This window comes from Microvirga terricola (genome assembly GCF_011777495.1).
GTDB lineage: Bacteria > Pseudomonadota > Alphaproteobacteria > Rhizobiales > Beijerinckiaceae > Microvirga > Microvirga terricola.
In genome coordinates this window covers 1-16,121 of the sequence record NZ_JAATJS010000006.1, presented here as the reverse complement: position 1 = coordinate 16,121, position 16,121 = coordinate 1, and the positions used below count along the sequence as shown (strand labels likewise).

The following is a 16,121-nucleotide window of genomic DNA, read 5'->3' as shown; positions in this document are numbered from 1 at the left end:
GTCAGTGCTTCGCGGGCCGCTCGGGCTTCGGCGCTTTGCGCGGTGATTTCTTAACCTTGTTAAGATCGCTCGCGAGATGCGCGTAAGCCGGCTTTCCGGCGGTCTTCGTGCCCTCCGGCTTCGGCTCTCGCTCGCCCATCACGGCTGTCGGAAGGTAGGTGTGCGCCGCTTCCGTGACGACGCCGGCGACCGCGTCTGCGGCTGTCTGAACCGTCTGCTTGGCGGCCTCGACGACCTTCGGCGTCGCTTCCGAAATGGCGGAGGCGATTTTTGTGGCTGGGCGTTTTTTGGTGAGGGCTGCGGCTGCCGCGGCTGCTGCCGCGACCAGGGCTTCCGCCAAAATCTCGCGCCCCAGCTCCGAACTCATGAGGGTCTTGAGCGGCGCGAACTTGCGCAGGCCCTTCGGCAGCTTTTTCGCCTTTTCAGGGGCCTTGGCCGGCTTGGCGGCCTTGCCGGGGCTTTTCTTCGCTTTGGCTGCTTTGGCTTTCGCCATGGCGGTCTCTCCGTGCTCGCATGCCCAAAGAAAACGCCGAGGCAAGCTTAAGAGTTCCGGCTAAGTTTCTCGGGCTCAACCGCCGACGAGTTCGTGCTTTCTCGCCTCGGGAAGCTCGCCCCAGATGCACATACGCAGCACGAAATAGGAGCCGTTTCGGTTTTGTTGCGAGGCGGGAATGCAGCGGCGGAGGATCTCGGCGGGCAGCGTGTTCCACCGGGCCTTCACCAGCTCGTAGGACTTCTGCTCCTGCGAGAGGCAGCCCTGCAGGATCGCCTTGGATTCCTGCCGGTTCAGGGTCGCTGCGAAGGCGCACCAGTCCTTGATGGTGTAATGCGGAAAGGCGGGGGAAGCGGCAGACGCGCCTGACGATCCAAGCGCAAGCCATGCCAGAGTCCAGACGCCCAAAGCCGTCCGCACGGGAAGCCCCCTATCCCAATGGAAGCTTAAACTTATTGGGACAGGGTGTTACGTCAAGCGAAATGCCGAGATAGAACCTCGCGCACAGCCTCGACGAGCTTGCTCTCAGAGACCGAGAACTGCGCCGGGCGGGCGGCTTTCCATTCCTCGTTGGAGGCGATGGCGGCAGCGGCTTTTGCGCCCTCGATGAGGTCCTTGATCTCGACCTCGCCGCGCTCGCGCTCGTTCGAGCCCTGAATAACGACGCAGGGGCTCTGCCGCCTGTCGGCATATTTCATCTGCGCCTTCATGCCGGACGAGCCGAGATAGAGTTCCGCGCGGATGCCGGCCTGGCGCAGGGTCGAAACCATGCGCTGGTAGGCGGCGATTTGGTCCTTGTCCATGACCAGAACCACGACCGGACCCGGCTGCTCCGCCCCAGAGACGATGGGGCTTTTAACCATGCGCAGCGCCGAGAACAGGCGCGACACGCCAATCGAGAAGCCAGTGGCCGGAACGGGCTCGGAGCGGAAACGCCCCACCAGCCCGTCATAACGCCCGCCGCCGCCCACCGAGCCGAAGCGCACGGGGCGTCCGTCCTCGTCGGTCACTGTAAAGGTCAGCTCGGCCTCATAGACCGGGCCGGTATAGTATTCGAGGCCACGCACCACGGAGGGGTCGATACGAACCCGATCTGAGTAGCCAGCTGCATCGATGAGGGTGGCAATCGTTTCCAGCTCTTCGAGACCGTCATCTAAGGTCTGGTTCCCTGCAAACGCGCTTCGTAGTGCCTCCACGACTTGCATGTTCGGCGAAATGTGATCTGGAACCACTTCCATCTTTGACGGGTCGCTAGCTGCAGGTTGCAGTCGAATTGACTGCCAATTCACGTACTGCATGAGCGAGAGGATCTGCGCATCGTTGAGTCCCGCGCCCTTGGTGAAGTCGCCGCTCTCGTCCTTGCGGCCTGCGCCGAGAAGGTGGCTCACGCCGTCCAGCCCTAGACGGTCGAGCTTGTCGATGGCACGCAGCACAGTGAGCCGTTGGCCTGCTTTATCGTCGCCGCCAAGACCGATGTGCTCCATAACGCCATCCAGAACCTTGCGGTTGTTGACCTTGATGACATAGTCGCCGCGCTTGATGCCAACCTTTTCCAGCGTGTCGGCGGCCATCATGCAGATTTCGGCATCCGCCGCGACGGAGGCAGCACCCACCGTGTCGGCGTCGAACTGCATGAACTGGCGGAAACGGCCCGGCCCCGGCTTCTCATTGCGGAAAACCCAGCCCGCGCGGTAGCTGCGATAGGGTTTCGGCAGGGCGTCGAAGTTCTCGGCCACATAGCGCGCGAGCGGCGCGGTCAGGTCGTAGCGCAGCGACAGCCACTGCTCGTCATCGTCCTGGAAGGAGAACACGCCCTCGTTTGGGCGGTCCTGATCCGGCAAAAACTTGCCGAGCGCGTCGGTGTACTCGACGAAGGGCGTCTCGACCCCCTCGAAGCCATAGAGTTCGTAAGATTCGCGGATGGCCGCGAGCATCCGCTCGGTTGCCGCGAGTTCCGCGGGGCCACGGTCGGCGAAGCCGCGCGGCGCGCGAGCCTTCAGTTTGTCGGCTTTGGACATGGGGTGCCGGTCTTTGAAGAGAAAACGTAGCGCGTCCTACCCCGTGAGGCTGGGAGGGGCAAGGGTTGTTGCGGCCGCGATGCCTCTCACCCATGTCATCACCGGCCTTGTGCCGGTGATCTCGATGCGTCGCGCTCCACGGGTCGAGATGGCCGGGACAAGCCCGGCCATGACAGCGAGGGGTTTTGAGGTTTTAGGCCACCGCCTTGATGACCTTGCCCACCTTGTCGACGATCTCGCCGATCTGGTTCTCGGTGATGATGAGCGGCGGGGAGAGAGCGATGGTGTCGCCGGTGATGCGCATCATCAGGTCGTATTCGTTGAAGCCACGGTCCATGGCCTCGAAGGCCCGCGCGCCCACGGCGTTGGGGCGTGAAGCGAGATCGATGGCACCGACGAGGCCGATGGTGCGGATGTCGAGGACGTTCGGCAGGCCTTTGAGCGAGTGGATCGCATCGGCCCAGACCGGCTCCAGCGCCTTGGCGCGCTCAAACAGCTTCTCGTCGCGGTAGATGTCCAGCGCCGCCAGAGCCGCCGCGCAGGCGAGCGGATGGCCGGAATAGGTGTAGCCGTGAAAGAGCTCGATCATGTTTTCCGGCCCCTTCATGAAGGCATCGTAGATGCCCTGGCGCACCAGCACGCCGCCCATGGGCACGGTGCCGGAATTCACGCCCTTGGCGAAGGTGATCATGTCGGGGATCACGCCATAGCGCTCCGCCGCGAAGGCGGTGCCGAGACGGCCGAAGCCGGAAATCACTTCGTCGAAAATCAGCAGGATGCCGTATTTGTCGCAGATCTGACGGAGGCGCTGGAGATAGCCCTTCGGCGGCGGCAGCACGCCGGTGGAGCCTGCCATCGGCTCGACGATGACGGCGGCGATGGTCGAGGCGTCATGCAGCGCGACGATGCGTTCCAGATCGTCCGCGAGATGCGCGCCCCATTCCGGCTCGCCGCGCGAAAAGGCCTGCTCGGCGCGGTTATAGGTGTGCGGCAGGTGGTCGACGCCCGCGAGGAGCGAGCCGAAGAACTGCCGGTTCTTGACGATGCCGCCGACCGAGATGCCGCCGAAGCCGACGCCGTGATAGCCGCGCTCGCGGCCGATCAGGCGCGTGCGGCTGCCCTGGCCCGAAACGTTCCAGTAGGCGAGGGCGATCTTGAGCGCGGTGTCGACCGCCTCCGAGCCCGAATTGCAGAAGAAGACGTGGTTCAAATCGCCCGGCGCGAGCTGCGCGATGCGCGACGCGGTGGCGAAGCCCGCCGCGTGGCCGAACTGGAAGGCGGGCGAGTAGTCGAGCTCCGCCGCCTGGTTCTGGATCGCGGCGGTGATCCGGTCGCGGTTGTGGCCCGCGTTGCAGCACCACAGACCCGCCGCGCCGTCGATCACGGCCCGTCCGTCCGGGGTGAAGTAGTGCATGTCCTTGGCGCGGGCGATCATGCGCGGGCGCTGCTTGAAGGAGCGGTTCGCCGTGAACGGAAGCCACCAGGCCTCAAGATCGTTCGGTGCGGAAAGGTCGTTGGCGGCCCGGGATGATTGAGCGGTCATGGAATCCTCGAACATGATTTGCAGCGAGCAGCCTAGCAGCGGGACGACTCGCCATGGAAGGGCTTTTGCAGGGTGAAAGCGGCAAATTTATCGCTTGCAACGTAGTAACGCTTGCGGTTCAGGTTCCGCTTGGACAACATCATTTCACACTGATTCGCCCTTCAAAGGCGTGACCACGGGAGCGGGGGCCCCCAGGGTGCACATGGCAAAGGGATTGCAGCTCTTGGATAGCCGCGGAGGGGCCTTGGGCGTTCTCTCCCTGGTTGCGGCTGCGGCCGTTGTCATTGCTGTCGTGGTGATGGAAGTCGATCTTGTCTGGATGGCAGTCGCGCTTCTGCATGTCGCGGCGCTGTCCGGCGTGGCTTTTGCCTGGCTTCGGGCCCACGAGGCCGCCAAGACCGCCGAGCGCGCCGCCTCGGATTTGCGATTTCTCGCCAAGCGGCTGATCCGGCTGGAGCAGGAGATGCGCAGCCCCGGCACGGGCGCGAGCCCTGCCATCCGCACCACTATGGCCGAGGTCACGGGCACGGTCGGTCTCCTCGGCGGCGTGGTGCGCGAACTCGCCCGCAATGTCGCCGCGCAGAACCGCGACGTGGCCGATCTAAGAAGCACCCTCACGTCCTCCGCCCAGCCTGCCGAGAGCGAGAAGCCGGCGCTCAAGATTGTGCCGGAAGCGCGTCCCGTCCCGGTCGCTGTGCCAGAGAAGGCGCAGCCCGAGCCCTCGCTTCTGCCGCGTAAGGAAGCCGAGGACGAGATCAAGCGGATGCGGCTCGTCACCCAGGCTTTCGAGGCGGGCGGGATCGAACTTCACCTCCAGCCGGTCGTCGCGCTGCCGCAGCGCCGGGTCCGCTTCTACGAGGCGCTCGCGCGGCTGCGGCTGTCCGACGACACGCTTCTGACGCCTGCCGAGTTCCTGCCCGTTCTGGAGCGTTTGGGCCGCATGCCGGAATTCGACCGGAAGGTTCTCGCGCGCGCCGTCGCAGTTGCCAAGCACCTGCTGGCGCGCGGCAGCGAGGCCATCGTCGGCGTCAACCTGTCGCCGTTTTCGGTGAAGCAGCCGGGCTTCCTTGCCTCCGTCGTCAGGCTTCTGGATGCGTCGCCCGAGGTTTTGGGCAAGATCGTTCTGGAACTCCCGCAAAGCGCCTGGCGCGATCTCGATACGGGCCGGAAAGACGCGCTCGCCGTCCTGCGGGACCGGGGCGTGCCGCTTTCTCTCGACCGGGCCGAGGATCTTGCTTTCGACGCCCGTGCCCTTGCCGATCTCGGCGTGCGCTTCATGAAGCTTCCCGCCGATCTGATGATCACCGCAGCCGAGAGGGAAGGGGCTTCCGCCTCCGAGTGGAGCGTGCGCGATCTTGCCACCATCCTGCGCCGCGAAGGCATCAGGCTCGTGGCCGAGCGCGTCGAGCGGGAGGAGACGGTGCCGGTCCTGGTCGATCTCGGCGTTCCGCTCGCGCAGGGCTTCGTGTTTGCCGCCCCTCGTGCCGTCCGGTCCGAGGTGTTGGGCGCGAAAGAGGCGACCGACGGCAAGCCTGCTCTGCGCCGCGCCGGTTGACTTAAACAGGGCGAGGGCCTAGCCCTGCCGCTTGGAGCGAACGGCCCTGTTTCGCAGCATTTCGGCCCGAAACGCCGGTTCCTATTTCTTGAGGAAGACGCTCCGTCTGCTGCTTTAAAAACCGCGAGACTTTGATGACCGCCTCTCTTCGCCCCGCCCTTGTCGATGGCCTGCAGCCGCTGGCGGATCGCTACGATCTCGTCCTGTGCGACGTCTGGGGCGTGCTGCACAACGGCGTCAAGGCCTATGAGACGGCAAGCGAGGCGCTGACGCGCTTTCGCGAGGGAGGAGGGCGCGTCGTCCTCGTCTCCAACGCGCCGCGCCCGGGTGCGGCGGTCGGCACGCAGCTCGACGGTTTCGGCGTTCCCCGCACCGCTTACGACGCCATCGTCACTTCCGGCGACCTGACGCGGCTCGCCATCGAGGAGCGGGTCCACAACTTGGTGCACCATATCGGCCCCGCCCGCGACATGCCGATCTATGCCGGGCTCGACATCCGCTTCGGCTCCATCGCGGAAGCCGAATACGTGGTGTGCTCGGGTTTCGAGAACGACGAACTGGAGACGGTTGAAACCTATCGCCCCCGCCTCGAGGCGATGCTTGAGCGCAAGCTTTGGATGGTTTGCGCCAACCCGGATCTCATCGTAGAGCGCGGCAACGTCATCGTGCCCTGCGCAGGCGCACTGGGCGTGGCTTACGAGGAGATGGGCGGCGACGTCTATTATGCCGGCAAGCCCCATGCGCCGATCTATGATCGGGCCATCGCGGTGGCAGCCTCCCTCAACGGGCGCCCCATCGCTAAGGACCGGGTGCTCGCCATCGGCGACGCCATTCGCACGGACATCGCGGGCGCGGCGGGTTTCGGCATCGACTCTCTCCTCATCGCGCGCGGAATCCATGCGGAAGAGCTGAAAGTCCATCACGGTCCGCTGGTGTCGCAGCACGTGCAGGACTGGGTCTCTCGCCAGCCGGTGAAGCCGCAGGCCATCACGGACGTGCTGTCCTGGGCGGCGTGAACCATCACGCCCCTCGATGCTTGACCCCGAGATCGTCTTTCGACAGGCTCGCGCCGCTTAAAAAGCCCGTCTGGATCCGATGTCCTCTGAAATCGAAATGCCTCCGCCGCCTCCTCCCTTCGTGGTCTGCCGCGAGGGCGATCCCGCGCCGGAGAGTATGAGGGACGCCATTGCCGCCATCGGCAATTTCGACGGGGTTCATCGCGGCCACCGCTATCTCATCAACATGGCGATCGCGGCGGAAAATCGCGGTGTCGTCATCACCTTCGAGCCGCATCCCCGCACCTTTTTCCAGCCGGACCGCCCGGTCTTCCGCATCACGCCGGAGCCGGTGAAACTCAAGATCCTCTCGCGCCTCGGGCTTGCGGGCGTCTTCCTGCAGCGGTTCGATCAGAGGCTCGCCTCCCTGACCGCCGAACAGTTCGTCGATCTTCTGGCGCGGGAGTTCAAGATCGCCGGGGTGGTGATCGGCCACGACTTCCATTTCGGCAAAGGCCGCGAGGGTAACCCGGCACGGATGCTGGAATTATGCAAGGAGCGCGGCCTTGAATGCCTCATCGCTCCGGCCGTGACGGAGGATGAGGAGCCGATTTCCTCCAGCGCCATCCGCGCCGCGTTGGAGCGCGGCGACATCACGGAAGCCAACCGGCTTCTCGGCTATCGCTGGTTCGTCCATGGGGAGGTCCGCCACGGCGACAAGCGCGGGCGGGATCTCGGCTATCCCACGGCCAATATGCGCTTAGCCAACGATTGCCGTCTCATGCACGGCATCTATGCGGTGCGGGCGAATGTGGGCGGCCGCCTCGTCGAGGGCGTCGCGAGCTTCGGCCGCCGCCCGACCTTCGACAACGGCGCGCCGCTTTTCGAGACCTTCCTGTTCGATTTCTCGGGCGATCTCTATGGCCAGATGCTCGATGTGGAATTCGTCGGCTTCATTCGCGGCGAGGAGAAATTCGACAGCGTCGAGGCGCTGATCGCGCAGATGGACAAGGACTCGGCTGAAGCGAAGCGGTTGCTCACTGACGACAAGACCGTGTCGATGATCGGCGAGTAGCGCCTACGCGGACGGCTTCCCCTCCGGCGCCCCCCGGCCGAGCAGGTCGGGCAGGGGCAGGCCCTCGGCCACAAAGCGCATCGAGGCGGAGTTCATGCAATAGCGTTCGCCGGTGGGCGGCGGGCCGTCGTTGAACACGTGGCCAAGATGGCCGTCGCAGCGGGCGCAGCGGATTTCCGTGCGGATCATGCCGTAGCTGAAGTCGCGGATGAAGGCGATATGCTCCCGGTCGACAGGGTCGAAGAAGCTTGGCCAGCCGGTGCCGGACTCGAACTTGGCGCCGGAGCGGAAGAAGGGCAGGCCGCACAGGCGGCAGACATAGATGCCGGCCTCCTTCGCCGCGTTGAAGACGCCGCAGAAGGCCCGCTCCGTGCCGTGATCGAGGATGATGCGGCGCTCTTCGTCGTCGAGGTCCGCCACCAGCCTGTCGAACTGCTCCCCGCTCGGCGGGGTCAGGTCGAAGCCGGATTTCGAGCGGTGGGCAGCCTGAGCCGTGGTTGGGGCCATTCGTTCCATTCCTTTGCGAGAGAGCGGGAAACGCGGTCGGGTCGCATTCGTTCTTTCCTAAATTAATGACCCGCAGCCGGAATCGCTACGCTTTATTATCCCGCGAGGCGCTGCTAAAAGGCATGCCATGTCCGTGGCTTTTCAGGCTTCCCGCGCGGTCCCCGGCCGTGCTTCGCGAATTATAGGCCCGGCCTTCGCCTGATGCGCGAAGGGCCGGGATCTGAGCCGTTTCGCCTCTTCACGAATGCCTGGAGCGCCCGTTGATGCGGGCCATCCTCATCAAGACCGATTGACCGCTATGACCGATAAGACCGACGCCCCCGCGCGCGACTATTCCGAAACGCTGTTTCTGCCGCAGACCGAGTTCCCCATGCGAGCAGGCCTGCCGCAGCGCGAGCCGGATCTGCTGAAGCGCTGGAACGAGAACAAGCTCTACGAGCGCCTGCGCGAGGTCCAGAAGGGCCGCCCGCGCTTCGTGCTGCACGATGGCCCTCCCTATGCCAACGGCAACATCCATATCGGCCACGCGCTCAACAAAACCCTGAAGGACATGGTGGTGCGCTCTCAGGGCATGTTGGGCTTCGACTCCAACTACGTGCCCGGCTGGGATTGCCACGGTCTGCCGATCGAGTGGAAGATCGAGGAAGAATATCGCGCCAAGGGCAAGAACAAGGACGACGTGAACGTCGTCGAGTTCCGCCGCGAGTGCCGCGCGTTCGCCGAAAAGTGGATCAACGTGCAGCGCGAGGAGTTCAAGCGCCTCGGCGTCGAGGGCGATTGGGCCAATCCCTACCAGACCATGTCCTTCGATGCGGAAGCGCAGATCGCCCGCGAGATCATGAAGTTCGCGACGAGCGACCAGCTCTATCGCGGTTCGAAGCCGGTGATGTGGTCGTCGGTCGAAAAGACCGCGCTCGCGGAAGCCGAGGTCGAGTATCACGAAAAGACCTCGACCACGATCTGGGTGAAGTTCCCCATCACCAACACGCTCGACGGTGATCTCGAAGGCGCGTCCGTCGTCATCTGGACGACGACTCCCTGGACGATCCCTGCCAACCGCGCCATCGCGTTTGGTTCGGACATCGCTTATGGCCTTTACAAGGTTACTGAAGCGGCGTCCGACAATTGGGCGAAAGTCGGCGACCGTTTCGTGCTGGCCGACAAGCTCGCGGCTGATGTTTTCGCGGCGTCGCGCGTGACGGGCTATGAGCGCGTGAAGGACGTGCTGCCTGTCATGATCGAGCGCTGCGCGCATCCGTTCCGCGGTCTTGAGGGCGCGAACGGTTATTGGGATTTCCAGGTCCCGATGCTGCCGGCCGATTACGTCACGGATGATGCGGGCACGGGCTTCGTGCACACCGCGCCTGGCCACGGCGCGGACGACTACAATACCTATATCAAGCACAAGGCGGTGTTCGAGGCTTGCGGCCTTAAGCAAGTGCCGCACACCGTGTCGCCGGATTCCTCCTACTTCCCCAATATCCCGCTCTTCGCGGGCGAGCGCGTCTATGACGACAAGGGCAAGGATGGCGGCGCGAACGAAGCGGTGCTGAAGAAGCTCGTCGAAGCCGGCGCGCTGATCGCGCGCGGGCGTCTCAAGCACCAATATCCGCATTCCTGGCGCTCCAAGGCGCCGCTGTTGTTCCGCAACACGCCGCAATGGTTCATTGCGATGGACAAGCCGCTGGACAACAAGGGCGACACGCTGCGCCAGCGCGCGCTGCATGGCATCAAGACCGTGGAATGGGTGCCGGCATCCGGCGAAAACCGCATCAACGGCATGATCGAGAATCGACCCGATTGGGTCGTGTCGCGTCAGCGCGCCTGGGGCGTGCCGATCGCGGTCTTCGTGAAGAAGGGCACCAACGAGATTCTCAAGGACGAGGCCGTCAACAAGGCCATCGCCGATGCTTTCGAGAAGGAAGGCGCGGATGCGTGGTATGCCGATGACGGCGCGCGCTTCCTGAAAGCGGGCGGCTACAATGTCGCCGATTTCGAGAAGGTCGACGACATTCTGGACGTGTGGTTCGACTCCGGCTGCACGCATGCCTTCGCCCTCGAAAAGCGCGACGATCTGAAGGTCAAGCGCAAGGTCGATGGCGGACCGGATCAGGTCATGTATCTCGAAGGTTCGGACCAGCATCGCGGCTGGTTCCACTCGTCGCTGCTTGAAAGCTGCGGCACGCGCGGACGCGCGCCTTACGACATCGTCGTGACGCACGGCTTCACGCTCGACGAGCAAGGCCGTAAGATGTCGAAGTCGCTCGGCAACACCGTCGCGCCGCAGGCCATCATCAAGGAATACGGCGCGGACATCCTGCGCCTCTGGACGGCCTCGGTGGATTATTGGGACGATCAGCGCATCGGCCCTGAAATCATCAAGACGACGGCGGAAACCTATCGCAAGCTGCGCAACACGATCCGCTGGATGCTGGGCTCGCTCGCGCATTTCCATGAAACCGACAAGGTCGCGTTTACGGAGATGCCGGAGCTGGAGCGCTTCGTGCTGCATCGTCTCGTCGAGCTCGACGGCGAGATGCGCGAGGCCTATCGCACCTTCGACTACAAGCGCGTGATCGCGCTGCTCAACTCGTTCATGACGACGGACCTGTCGGCGTTCTATTTCGACGTTCGCAAGGACACGCTCTATTGCGACCCGTTGTCGAGCAAGATCCGCAAGAGCGCGCTCACCGTCATCGACCAGACGTTCCGCTGCGTGGCGACGTGGATCGCGCCGATCCTCGCCTTTACTGCGGAGGAGTCGTGGCTCGCGCGTTATCCCAACGCCGAGTCCGTGCACGTCGAAACCTTCCCGCAGGTGCCGGCTGAGTGGCGCAACGATGCGTTGGCCGAGCGCTGGGCGAAGATCCGCCGCGTGCGCCGCGTGGTGACGGGCGCTCTCGAGATCGAGCGCGCACAAAAGCGCATCGGCGCGAGCCTCGAGGCCGCTCCCGTTGTGCATATCGCGGATGCGGATCTTCTCCAGGCGGTGCAGGGGCTCGATCTCGCCGAAATCTGCATCACCTCGGGCATCAAGGTTGTGGCGGGCGAAGGTCCGGCAGACGCCTTCCGGCTCGATGAGGTGAAGGGCGTGGCCGTCGTGCCGGCTCTAGCGGAAGGGCGCAAATGCGCGCGCTCCTGGAAGGTTTCGCAGGATGTGGGCTCCGACCCCGATTATCCGGATGTGACCCCGCGCGATGCTGCTGCTTTACGTGAATGGGACCGCCTGAGGACGGCCGCCGAATGAGCACGACCGAAAATCCCGATCCTTCGTTGCCGCCCGCCGACGGGCTCGAACAATTCGCCCCGCCGCGTCCGCGCGCCGTGAAAAGCCCCTCGCCGTCGAAAGGCGGGGGGAAGAAGCGCCGCGCGAAGAAGGGAGACCTCTCCTTTGCGGCTATTCTCGGCTTCACGGCGGCCTTCATCACCCTCGTGCTCGACCAGGTGACGAAGATCTACGGGCTTTTCATCTATGACCTGCCCGTGCGTGAGCCGGTGCCTTTCGGGCCGTTCATCAACCTGATCGTGGTCTGGAATCGCGGTGTTTCCTACGGTTTGTTCCAGCAGAGCACGGAAATCGGGCGCTGGGTGTTGATCGTGGTCTCGATCATCGCTGCCATCGGCCTCGGGGTCTGGATCCGGCGGACGACGGGCCGGGTTCTGGCGATTTCGCTCGGCCTCATTGCTGGCGGAGCGGTCGGAAACGTCGTCGACCGTTTGGCCTATGGCGCGGTGTTCGACTTTATCCAGATCTACTTTGGGTCGTGGTCCTGGTACGTCTTCAATGTGGCCGACGCGGCCATCGTTGCGGGGGTGGTGGGATTGCTTTATGACTCCTTTCTGTTGGAAAAGCGCCGGTCTCGATAAGATCAGGCGAGGGGAGTTCCCTACTGCCTTATGTTCGCCCGAATGGGCGGTCAGGCGTTCGGGAACGATATGGGGAACCTAACGGTGAGTGCCATGAAGGGATTGAAGGTCGTTGGTCGCGCGGGCGCTCTGGCGCTTCTCGTCGCCTCTTCCGGTGCGATGGCGCAGGAGGGCGAGGCTGTCAAAAGCCTGCTTGGCAGCATTGGCATCATTCCCAAGGAGAAGCCGCCGATCGTCTATAACGAGCGCGCGCCGCTGGTCCTCCCGCCCAAGATGGAGTTGCGCCAGCCCGCCCCCGGTGGCGGAGCGGAAGCCCGCAACTCCAATTGGCCGAAGGACCCGGACGTGACAGCCGCCCGCAAGGCCGCCGCCGAGGCCAAGACGCCCTGGACTAGCTCGGAATATTATAAGAACAGCGAAGGCAAGCGCCTCTCTATTGAGGAGATGCGCGCCGGACGCAACCCGGACAACTACACGCAGCATCCCTCTGCCCTCGGCGGCCGTGGCGACAAGAGCCTCATGAGCCCCGACGAGTTGCGCGCGTTCAAGCCGAGCGACGACGTGAAGCTCGCCAATGGCGGCCTGGAGCGGCGCTATCTCAGCGATCCGCCGGGCACAATGCTGAAGGCCCAGGGCGGCGCGCCGATCAAGGCTTCGGTGGACCCGCAGCCGGTTGGTGATCCGGATAGTCCGATCAACTTCATCCGGCAGCAGCAACAGCGCTACTAAGCCAAGTCAAAATCTCTTCACCTTCAGGCGAACGGCCAGGCCGTCTCGCCTGAAGTGCTTTCTGGGGCCAAGAAAAGCCAAGCTTAGAAGGCTAAGCTGTCTGTCGAGCTCTGCATGAAAATCTTGTCGCACCCGGAACTTTCATTGCTCCGCTTGCACATGAGCCGGATTGAGTTATTCCCGTAACCGAAATCCTACGGGTTGATTAGTTTCCGCCAAGGTTAAAAAGATGGATGCAACCACCAAGCCTTTCCTCCGTGTCGACGCTGCTCCCCTGGGGCGGACCGAAGGCAGCGGCCCGGACGTGTCGAGCTTCACTCTCGACAACGGCCTCGACGTCGTCGTGATCCCCGATCACCGGGTGCCCGTCGTCACGCACATGATCTGGTACCGCAACGGTTCGGCGGATGATCCGATCGGGCAGTCGGGCATTGCGCACTTTCTTGAGCATCTGATGTTCAAGGGCACCGCCAAGCATCCGGCCGGCGAATTCTCCAAGGTCGTCTCCGGCCTCGGCGGCCAGGAAAACGCTTTCACCTCGTTCGACTACACCGCTTACTTTCAGCGCGTCGCGCGCGAACACCTCAAGACCATGATGGAGTTCGAAGCCGACCGCATGACGAACCTCCTGCTCGACGAAGACGTTATTGCGCCTGAGCGCGACGTGGTGCTGGAAGAGCGCCGCATGCGTGTCGAGACGGACCCGTCTTCGCAGCTCTCGGAAGCGATGGCAGCGGCGCTGTTCGTGCATCATCCTTATGGCATTCCGATCATCGGTTGGATGCATGAGATCGAAACGCTTAACCGCGAGCACGCGCTTGACTATTACCGCCGGTTCTACACGCCCGAGAATGCTATTCTCGTCGTCGCTGGCGATGTGACCTCCGACGAGGTGCGCGTTCTCGCTGAAGAAATCTATGGCCGCATTCCGGCACGCGGTGCACGCCCGGTGCGTTTCCGCCCGCGCGATCCGGAGCCGGTTGCTGCGCGTCATATCACGGTGGCTGATCCCAAGGTCGAGCAGCCGACCCTGCAGCGGCTTTATCTCGTGCCGTCCTGCTGCAGCGCGAAGGACCGGGACTGCTACGCGCTCGAATTGCTAGCCGAGGTGATCGGCGGCGGTCCGACATCCTATCTCTACCGCAAGCTCGTTCTGGAGCGCGGCCTCGCTGTGAATGCGGGCGCTTGGTATATGTCTTCCGCCATGGAGGAGACGCGCTTTTGCGTTTATGCGGTGCCCGCCGAGGGCGTTTCGCTGGAGACGCTGGAGCAGGCCATGGACGAGGTGTTGGCGGCGATTGCTACTGACGCTCTTGATCTTGAAGCCATCGAGCGCGCCAAGACCCGCCTCGTCGCCGAGACGATCTATTCCCACGACAGTCAGTCGGCGCTGGCGCGCATCTACGGCTCGGCGCTCGCCATCGGCGAAACCCTCGAGGACATACAGCGCTGGCCGAGCGAGATCGAGGCCGTGCTGAAGGACGATCTCGCCTCCATTGCGGAGCGCTACCTCATTCTGCGTCGTTCCGTGACCGGCTATCTGAAAAAGTCCGCGTCGTGAGCGCGCATGTGAGAACCGAAATGACCATGACCGCGACCCTCGCAACCCATTCCGCTTCCCCCACCACGGTGAAGACGCTTAGCCCTCACAGCGGCGTCGAGGCGTGGCACGTCGAATCCGATGTGGTGCCGCTGATCGCCGTCGCCTTCACGTTCGAAGGCGGCTCCGCTCACGATCCTGCGGACAAGCCCGGCGTCGCGCAGATGCTGGCGCGCCTGCTCGATGAAGGTGCGGGCGAACTCAATTCCGATGCGTTTCAGGAGCATCTCGCCGCGCGCGCCATCGAGCTTTCTTTCAACGCGGGCAACGACGCCGTCGGCGGTTCGCTGAAAACGCTCGTCAAGCACGCGGACGAGGCCTTCGAACTGTTGCGTCTCGCACTGGCCGAGCCGCGCTTCGATCAGGATGCCATCGAGCGCGTGCGCGCGCAGACCATCGCGGGCCTGCGCTATCAGCAGAACGATCCGGGCGTCATGGCGACGCGCCGCTTCTTCGAGGAGGGCTTTGCCGGCCATCCCTATGGCCGCTCTACCTCGGGCACCATCGAGAGCGTTTCCGCGATCACGCGCGACGATCTTTTGGCGATGCACCGCGCCCTCATCACGCGCGGCCGCATCAAGGTCGCGGTCGTCGGCGCCATCAGCACGGAACGTCTCTCCGCGCTCATCGACAAAACTTTCGGCGTGCTGCCCGAGGCGACGCCGCTTACCGCCATCGAGCCGGTGGCGCTCGGCAAGCTCGGCTCGCAGTTCGTCGTCGACCTCGATGTGCCGCAATCGGTGATCCGCTTCGGCACGCCCGGCATCGCCTGGCGCGATCCTGGCTTCATTCCGGCTTACATTCTCAATCACATCCTCGGCGGCGGCGCGTTCACCTCGCGCCTGTTCCAGGAAGTGCGCGAGAAGCGCGGCCTTGCCTACAGCGTCGGCACGTCGCTCGTCAGCTATCGCGCCGCGTCGATGACCTGGGGCTACACAGCGACGAAGAACGAGCGCGTCGGCGAAGCGCTGAAAGTGATCTCGGACGAGATGGCCCGCCTGCGCGAGGACGGCCCGAGCGACGAGGAGTTGCGGAAGGCGAAGGATTACCTCATCGGCTCCTACGCGCTCGGCTTCGACACCTCGACGAAGATCGCGCACACCCTGGTCCAGATCGCCTTCGAGGGCCTCGGCATCGACTATATCGGCCACCGCAACGGGCTCGTCGGCGCGGTCACCCAAGCCGACATCCGCACCGCCGCCGAGCGCATTCTAGGCGAAGGCAAAATGCTGACGGTCATCGCCGGACGTCCGACGGGGTTGTAGGACCTGCTCCAACGGGCCTGAAAATGAAAAGGGAGCCGTTGAGGCTCCCTTCTCGGAAATCGACACGCTCAGATGATAAGAAAGTCGGCGGCGGTTAAGGCCAAGTTCTTCTGCACCTGTGCGAATTTCACGGCCTGTCCGGCCCCGTTGCCATCGGCATCATAGAAGAGCTCGCCGGTCTTCTTGTTGTAGATGAGGTAGTCGTTGCCGTCCTTGGCCTTGTCGCCGATGGCGAAGAACGCCTTGTTGAGCTTGCCGGGTTTGTCCAGCGAGCCTTTGCCGAGCTTTCTGAAGATGGCGTTGTCGAGCCAGATCGTGTCGTCCTTCACGTTGAAATCGGTGATCTTGTCGACATTCGTCTTCGCGTTCAGTTTGGTGTTGAACACGAACACATCCCGGCCGGCGCCGCCGCTCAGCGTGTCCTTGCCCAATCCGCCATAGATCCTGTTGGCGAAAGCATCGCCGGTCAGAATG

General features: G+C 63.8%; 14 protein-coding genes. 8 read left to right on the top strand and 6 right to left on the bottom strand.

Annotated elements, in window-relative coordinates; translation table 11 throughout:
• Position 1 precedes the first annotated feature (1 nt).
• From HB375_RS15660 to aptA, 4 genes are all read right to left on the bottom strand, one after another.
• Entirely contained in the window at positions 2–493 is a 492-nt protein-coding gene (locus HB375_RS15660; protein WP_167673953.1) for a hypothetical protein, read from the bottom strand.
• A gap of 75 nt (positions 494–568) precedes the next feature.
• Positions 569–913, bottom strand: coding sequence for a hypothetical protein (locus HB375_RS15655; RefSeq protein ID WP_167673952.1), 345 nt, complete (start codon positions 911–913; stop codon positions 569–571).
• A gap of 53 nt (positions 914–966) precedes the next feature.
• Positions 967–2,511, bottom strand: coding sequence for a histidine--tRNA ligase (gene hisS, locus HB375_RS15650; protein ID WP_167673951.1), 1,545 nt, complete (start codon positions 2,509–2,511; stop codon positions 967–969).
• A 193-nt stretch (positions 2,512–2,704) separates the two neighbouring features.
• The gene (gene aptA, locus HB375_RS15645; RefSeq protein WP_167673950.1) at positions 2,705–4,054 is read right to left on the bottom strand and encodes an omega-aminotransferase AptA; all 1,350 of its coding nucleotides are present in this window, start codon (positions 4,052–4,054) and stop codon (positions 2,705–2,707) included.
• Between the two features lie 244 nt (positions 4,055–4,298).
• On the opposite strand from aptA, the gene HB375_RS15640 reads away from it, so the two are divergent.
• From HB375_RS15640 to HB375_RS15630, 3 genes are all read left to right on the top strand, one after another.
• Positions 4,299–5,609, top strand: coding sequence for an EAL domain-containing protein (locus HB375_RS15640; RefSeq protein ID WP_167673949.1), 1,311 nt, complete (start codon positions 4,299–4,301; stop codon positions 5,607–5,609).
• A gap of 134 nt (positions 5,610–5,743) precedes the next feature.
• Positions 5,744–6,625 (top strand): TIGR01459 family HAD-type hydrolase, encoded by an 882-nt coding sequence (locus tag HB375_RS15635; RefSeq protein WP_167673948.1) that lies wholly within the window; start codon positions 5,744–5,746, stop codon positions 6,623–6,625.
• Between the two features lie 97 nt (positions 6,626–6,722).
• Positions 6,723–7,679, top strand: a complete 957-nt coding sequence (locus HB375_RS15630) for a bifunctional riboflavin kinase/FAD synthetase (protein WP_246728540.1) — start codon at positions 6,723–6,725, stop codon at positions 7,677–7,679.
• A 3-nt stretch (positions 7,680–7,682) separates the two neighbouring features.
• On the opposite strand, the gene msrB is transcribed toward HB375_RS15630, so the two are convergent.
• The gene (msrB, locus tag HB375_RS15625; protein WP_167673946.1) at positions 7,683–8,186 is read right to left on the bottom strand and encodes a peptide-methionine (R)-S-oxide reductase MsrB; all 504 of its coding nucleotides are present in this window, start codon (positions 8,184–8,186) and stop codon (positions 7,683–7,685) included.
• A 298-nt stretch (positions 8,187–8,484) separates the two neighbouring features.
• On the opposite strand from msrB, the gene ileS reads away from it, so the two are divergent.
• The 5 genes from ileS to HB375_RS15600 all read left to right on the top strand — a co-directional run bounded on the left by ileS (position 8,485) and on the right by HB375_RS15600 (position 15,647).
• Positions 8,485–11,433: an isoleucine--tRNA ligase gene (gene ileS / locus HB375_RS15620; protein ID WP_167673945.1), complete on the top strand. Its 2,949-nt coding sequence runs from the start codon at positions 8,485–8,487 to the stop codon at positions 11,431–11,433.
• A gap of 152 nt (positions 11,434–11,585) precedes the next feature.
• Positions 11,586–12,053 (top strand): signal peptidase II, encoded by a 468-nt coding sequence (gene lspA, locus HB375_RS15615; RefSeq protein WP_343232429.1) that lies wholly within the window; start codon positions 11,586–11,588, stop codon positions 12,051–12,053.
• Between the two features lie 84 nt (positions 12,054–12,137).
• The gene (locus HB375_RS15610; RefSeq protein WP_167673943.1) at positions 12,138–12,782 is read left to right on the top strand and encodes a hypothetical protein; all 645 of its coding nucleotides are present in this window, start codon (positions 12,138–12,140) and stop codon (positions 12,780–12,782) included.
• 229 nt (positions 12,783–13,011) lie between these two features.
• Positions 13,012–14,343 carry a M16 family metallopeptidase gene (locus tag HB375_RS15605; protein WP_167673942.1) on the top strand — a complete coding sequence of 444 codons (1,332 nt, stop codon included), beginning with the start codon at positions 13,012–13,014 and terminating at the stop codon, positions 14,341–14,343.
• 20 nt (positions 14,344–14,363) lie between these two features.
• The gene (locus HB375_RS15600; protein WP_425515190.1) at positions 14,364–15,647 is read left to right on the top strand and encodes a M16 family metallopeptidase; all 1,284 of its coding nucleotides are present in this window, start codon (positions 14,364–14,366) and stop codon (positions 15,645–15,647) included.
• Between the two features lie 68 nt (positions 15,648–15,715).
• Here HB375_RS15600 and HB375_RS15595 read toward each other — a convergent pair.
• The coding region (locus tag HB375_RS15595; protein WP_167673940.1) for a M10 family metallopeptidase C-terminal domain-containing protein at positions 15,716–16,121 on the bottom strand (406 nt) is incomplete at its 5' end.

What these genes read in the sequence shown, in the direction of transcription:
- HB375_RS15660 (WP_167673953.1), bottom strand. Translation starts at nt 493, where the DNA reads ATGGCGAAAGCCAAAGCAGCCAAAGCGAAGAAAAGCCCCGGCAAGGCC.
- hisS (WP_167673951.1), bottom strand. Translation starts at nt 2,511, where the DNA reads ATGTCCAAAGCCGACAAACTGAAGGCTCGCGCGCCGCGCGGCTTCGCC.
- aptA (WP_167673950.1), bottom strand. Translation starts at nt 4,054, where the DNA reads ATGACCGCTCAATCATCCCGGGCCGCCAACGACCTTTCCGCACCGAAC.
- HB375_RS15635 (WP_167673948.1), top strand. Translation starts at nt 5,744, where the DNA reads ATGACCGCCTCTCTTCGCCCCGCCCTTGTCGATGGCCTGCAGCCGCTG.
- HB375_RS15630 (WP_246728540.1), top strand. Translation starts at nt 6,723, where the DNA reads ATGCCTCCGCCGCCTCCTCCCTTCGTGGTCTGCCGCGAGGGCGATCCC.
- msrB (WP_167673946.1), bottom strand. Translation starts at nt 8,186, where the DNA reads ATGGCCCCAACCACGGCTCAGGCTGCCCACCGCTCGAAATCCGGCTTC.
- ileS (WP_167673945.1), top strand. Translation starts at nt 8,485, where the DNA reads ATGACCGATAAGACCGACGCCCCCGCGCGCGACTATTCCGAAACGCTG.
- HB375_RS15605 (WP_167673942.1), top strand. Translation starts at nt 13,012, where the DNA reads ATGGATGCAACCACCAAGCCTTTCCTCCGTGTCGACGCTGCTCCCCTG.
- HB375_RS15600 (WP_425515190.1), top strand. Translation starts at nt 14,364, where the DNA reads ATGACCATGACCGCGACCCTCGCAACCCATTCCGCTTCCCCCACCACG.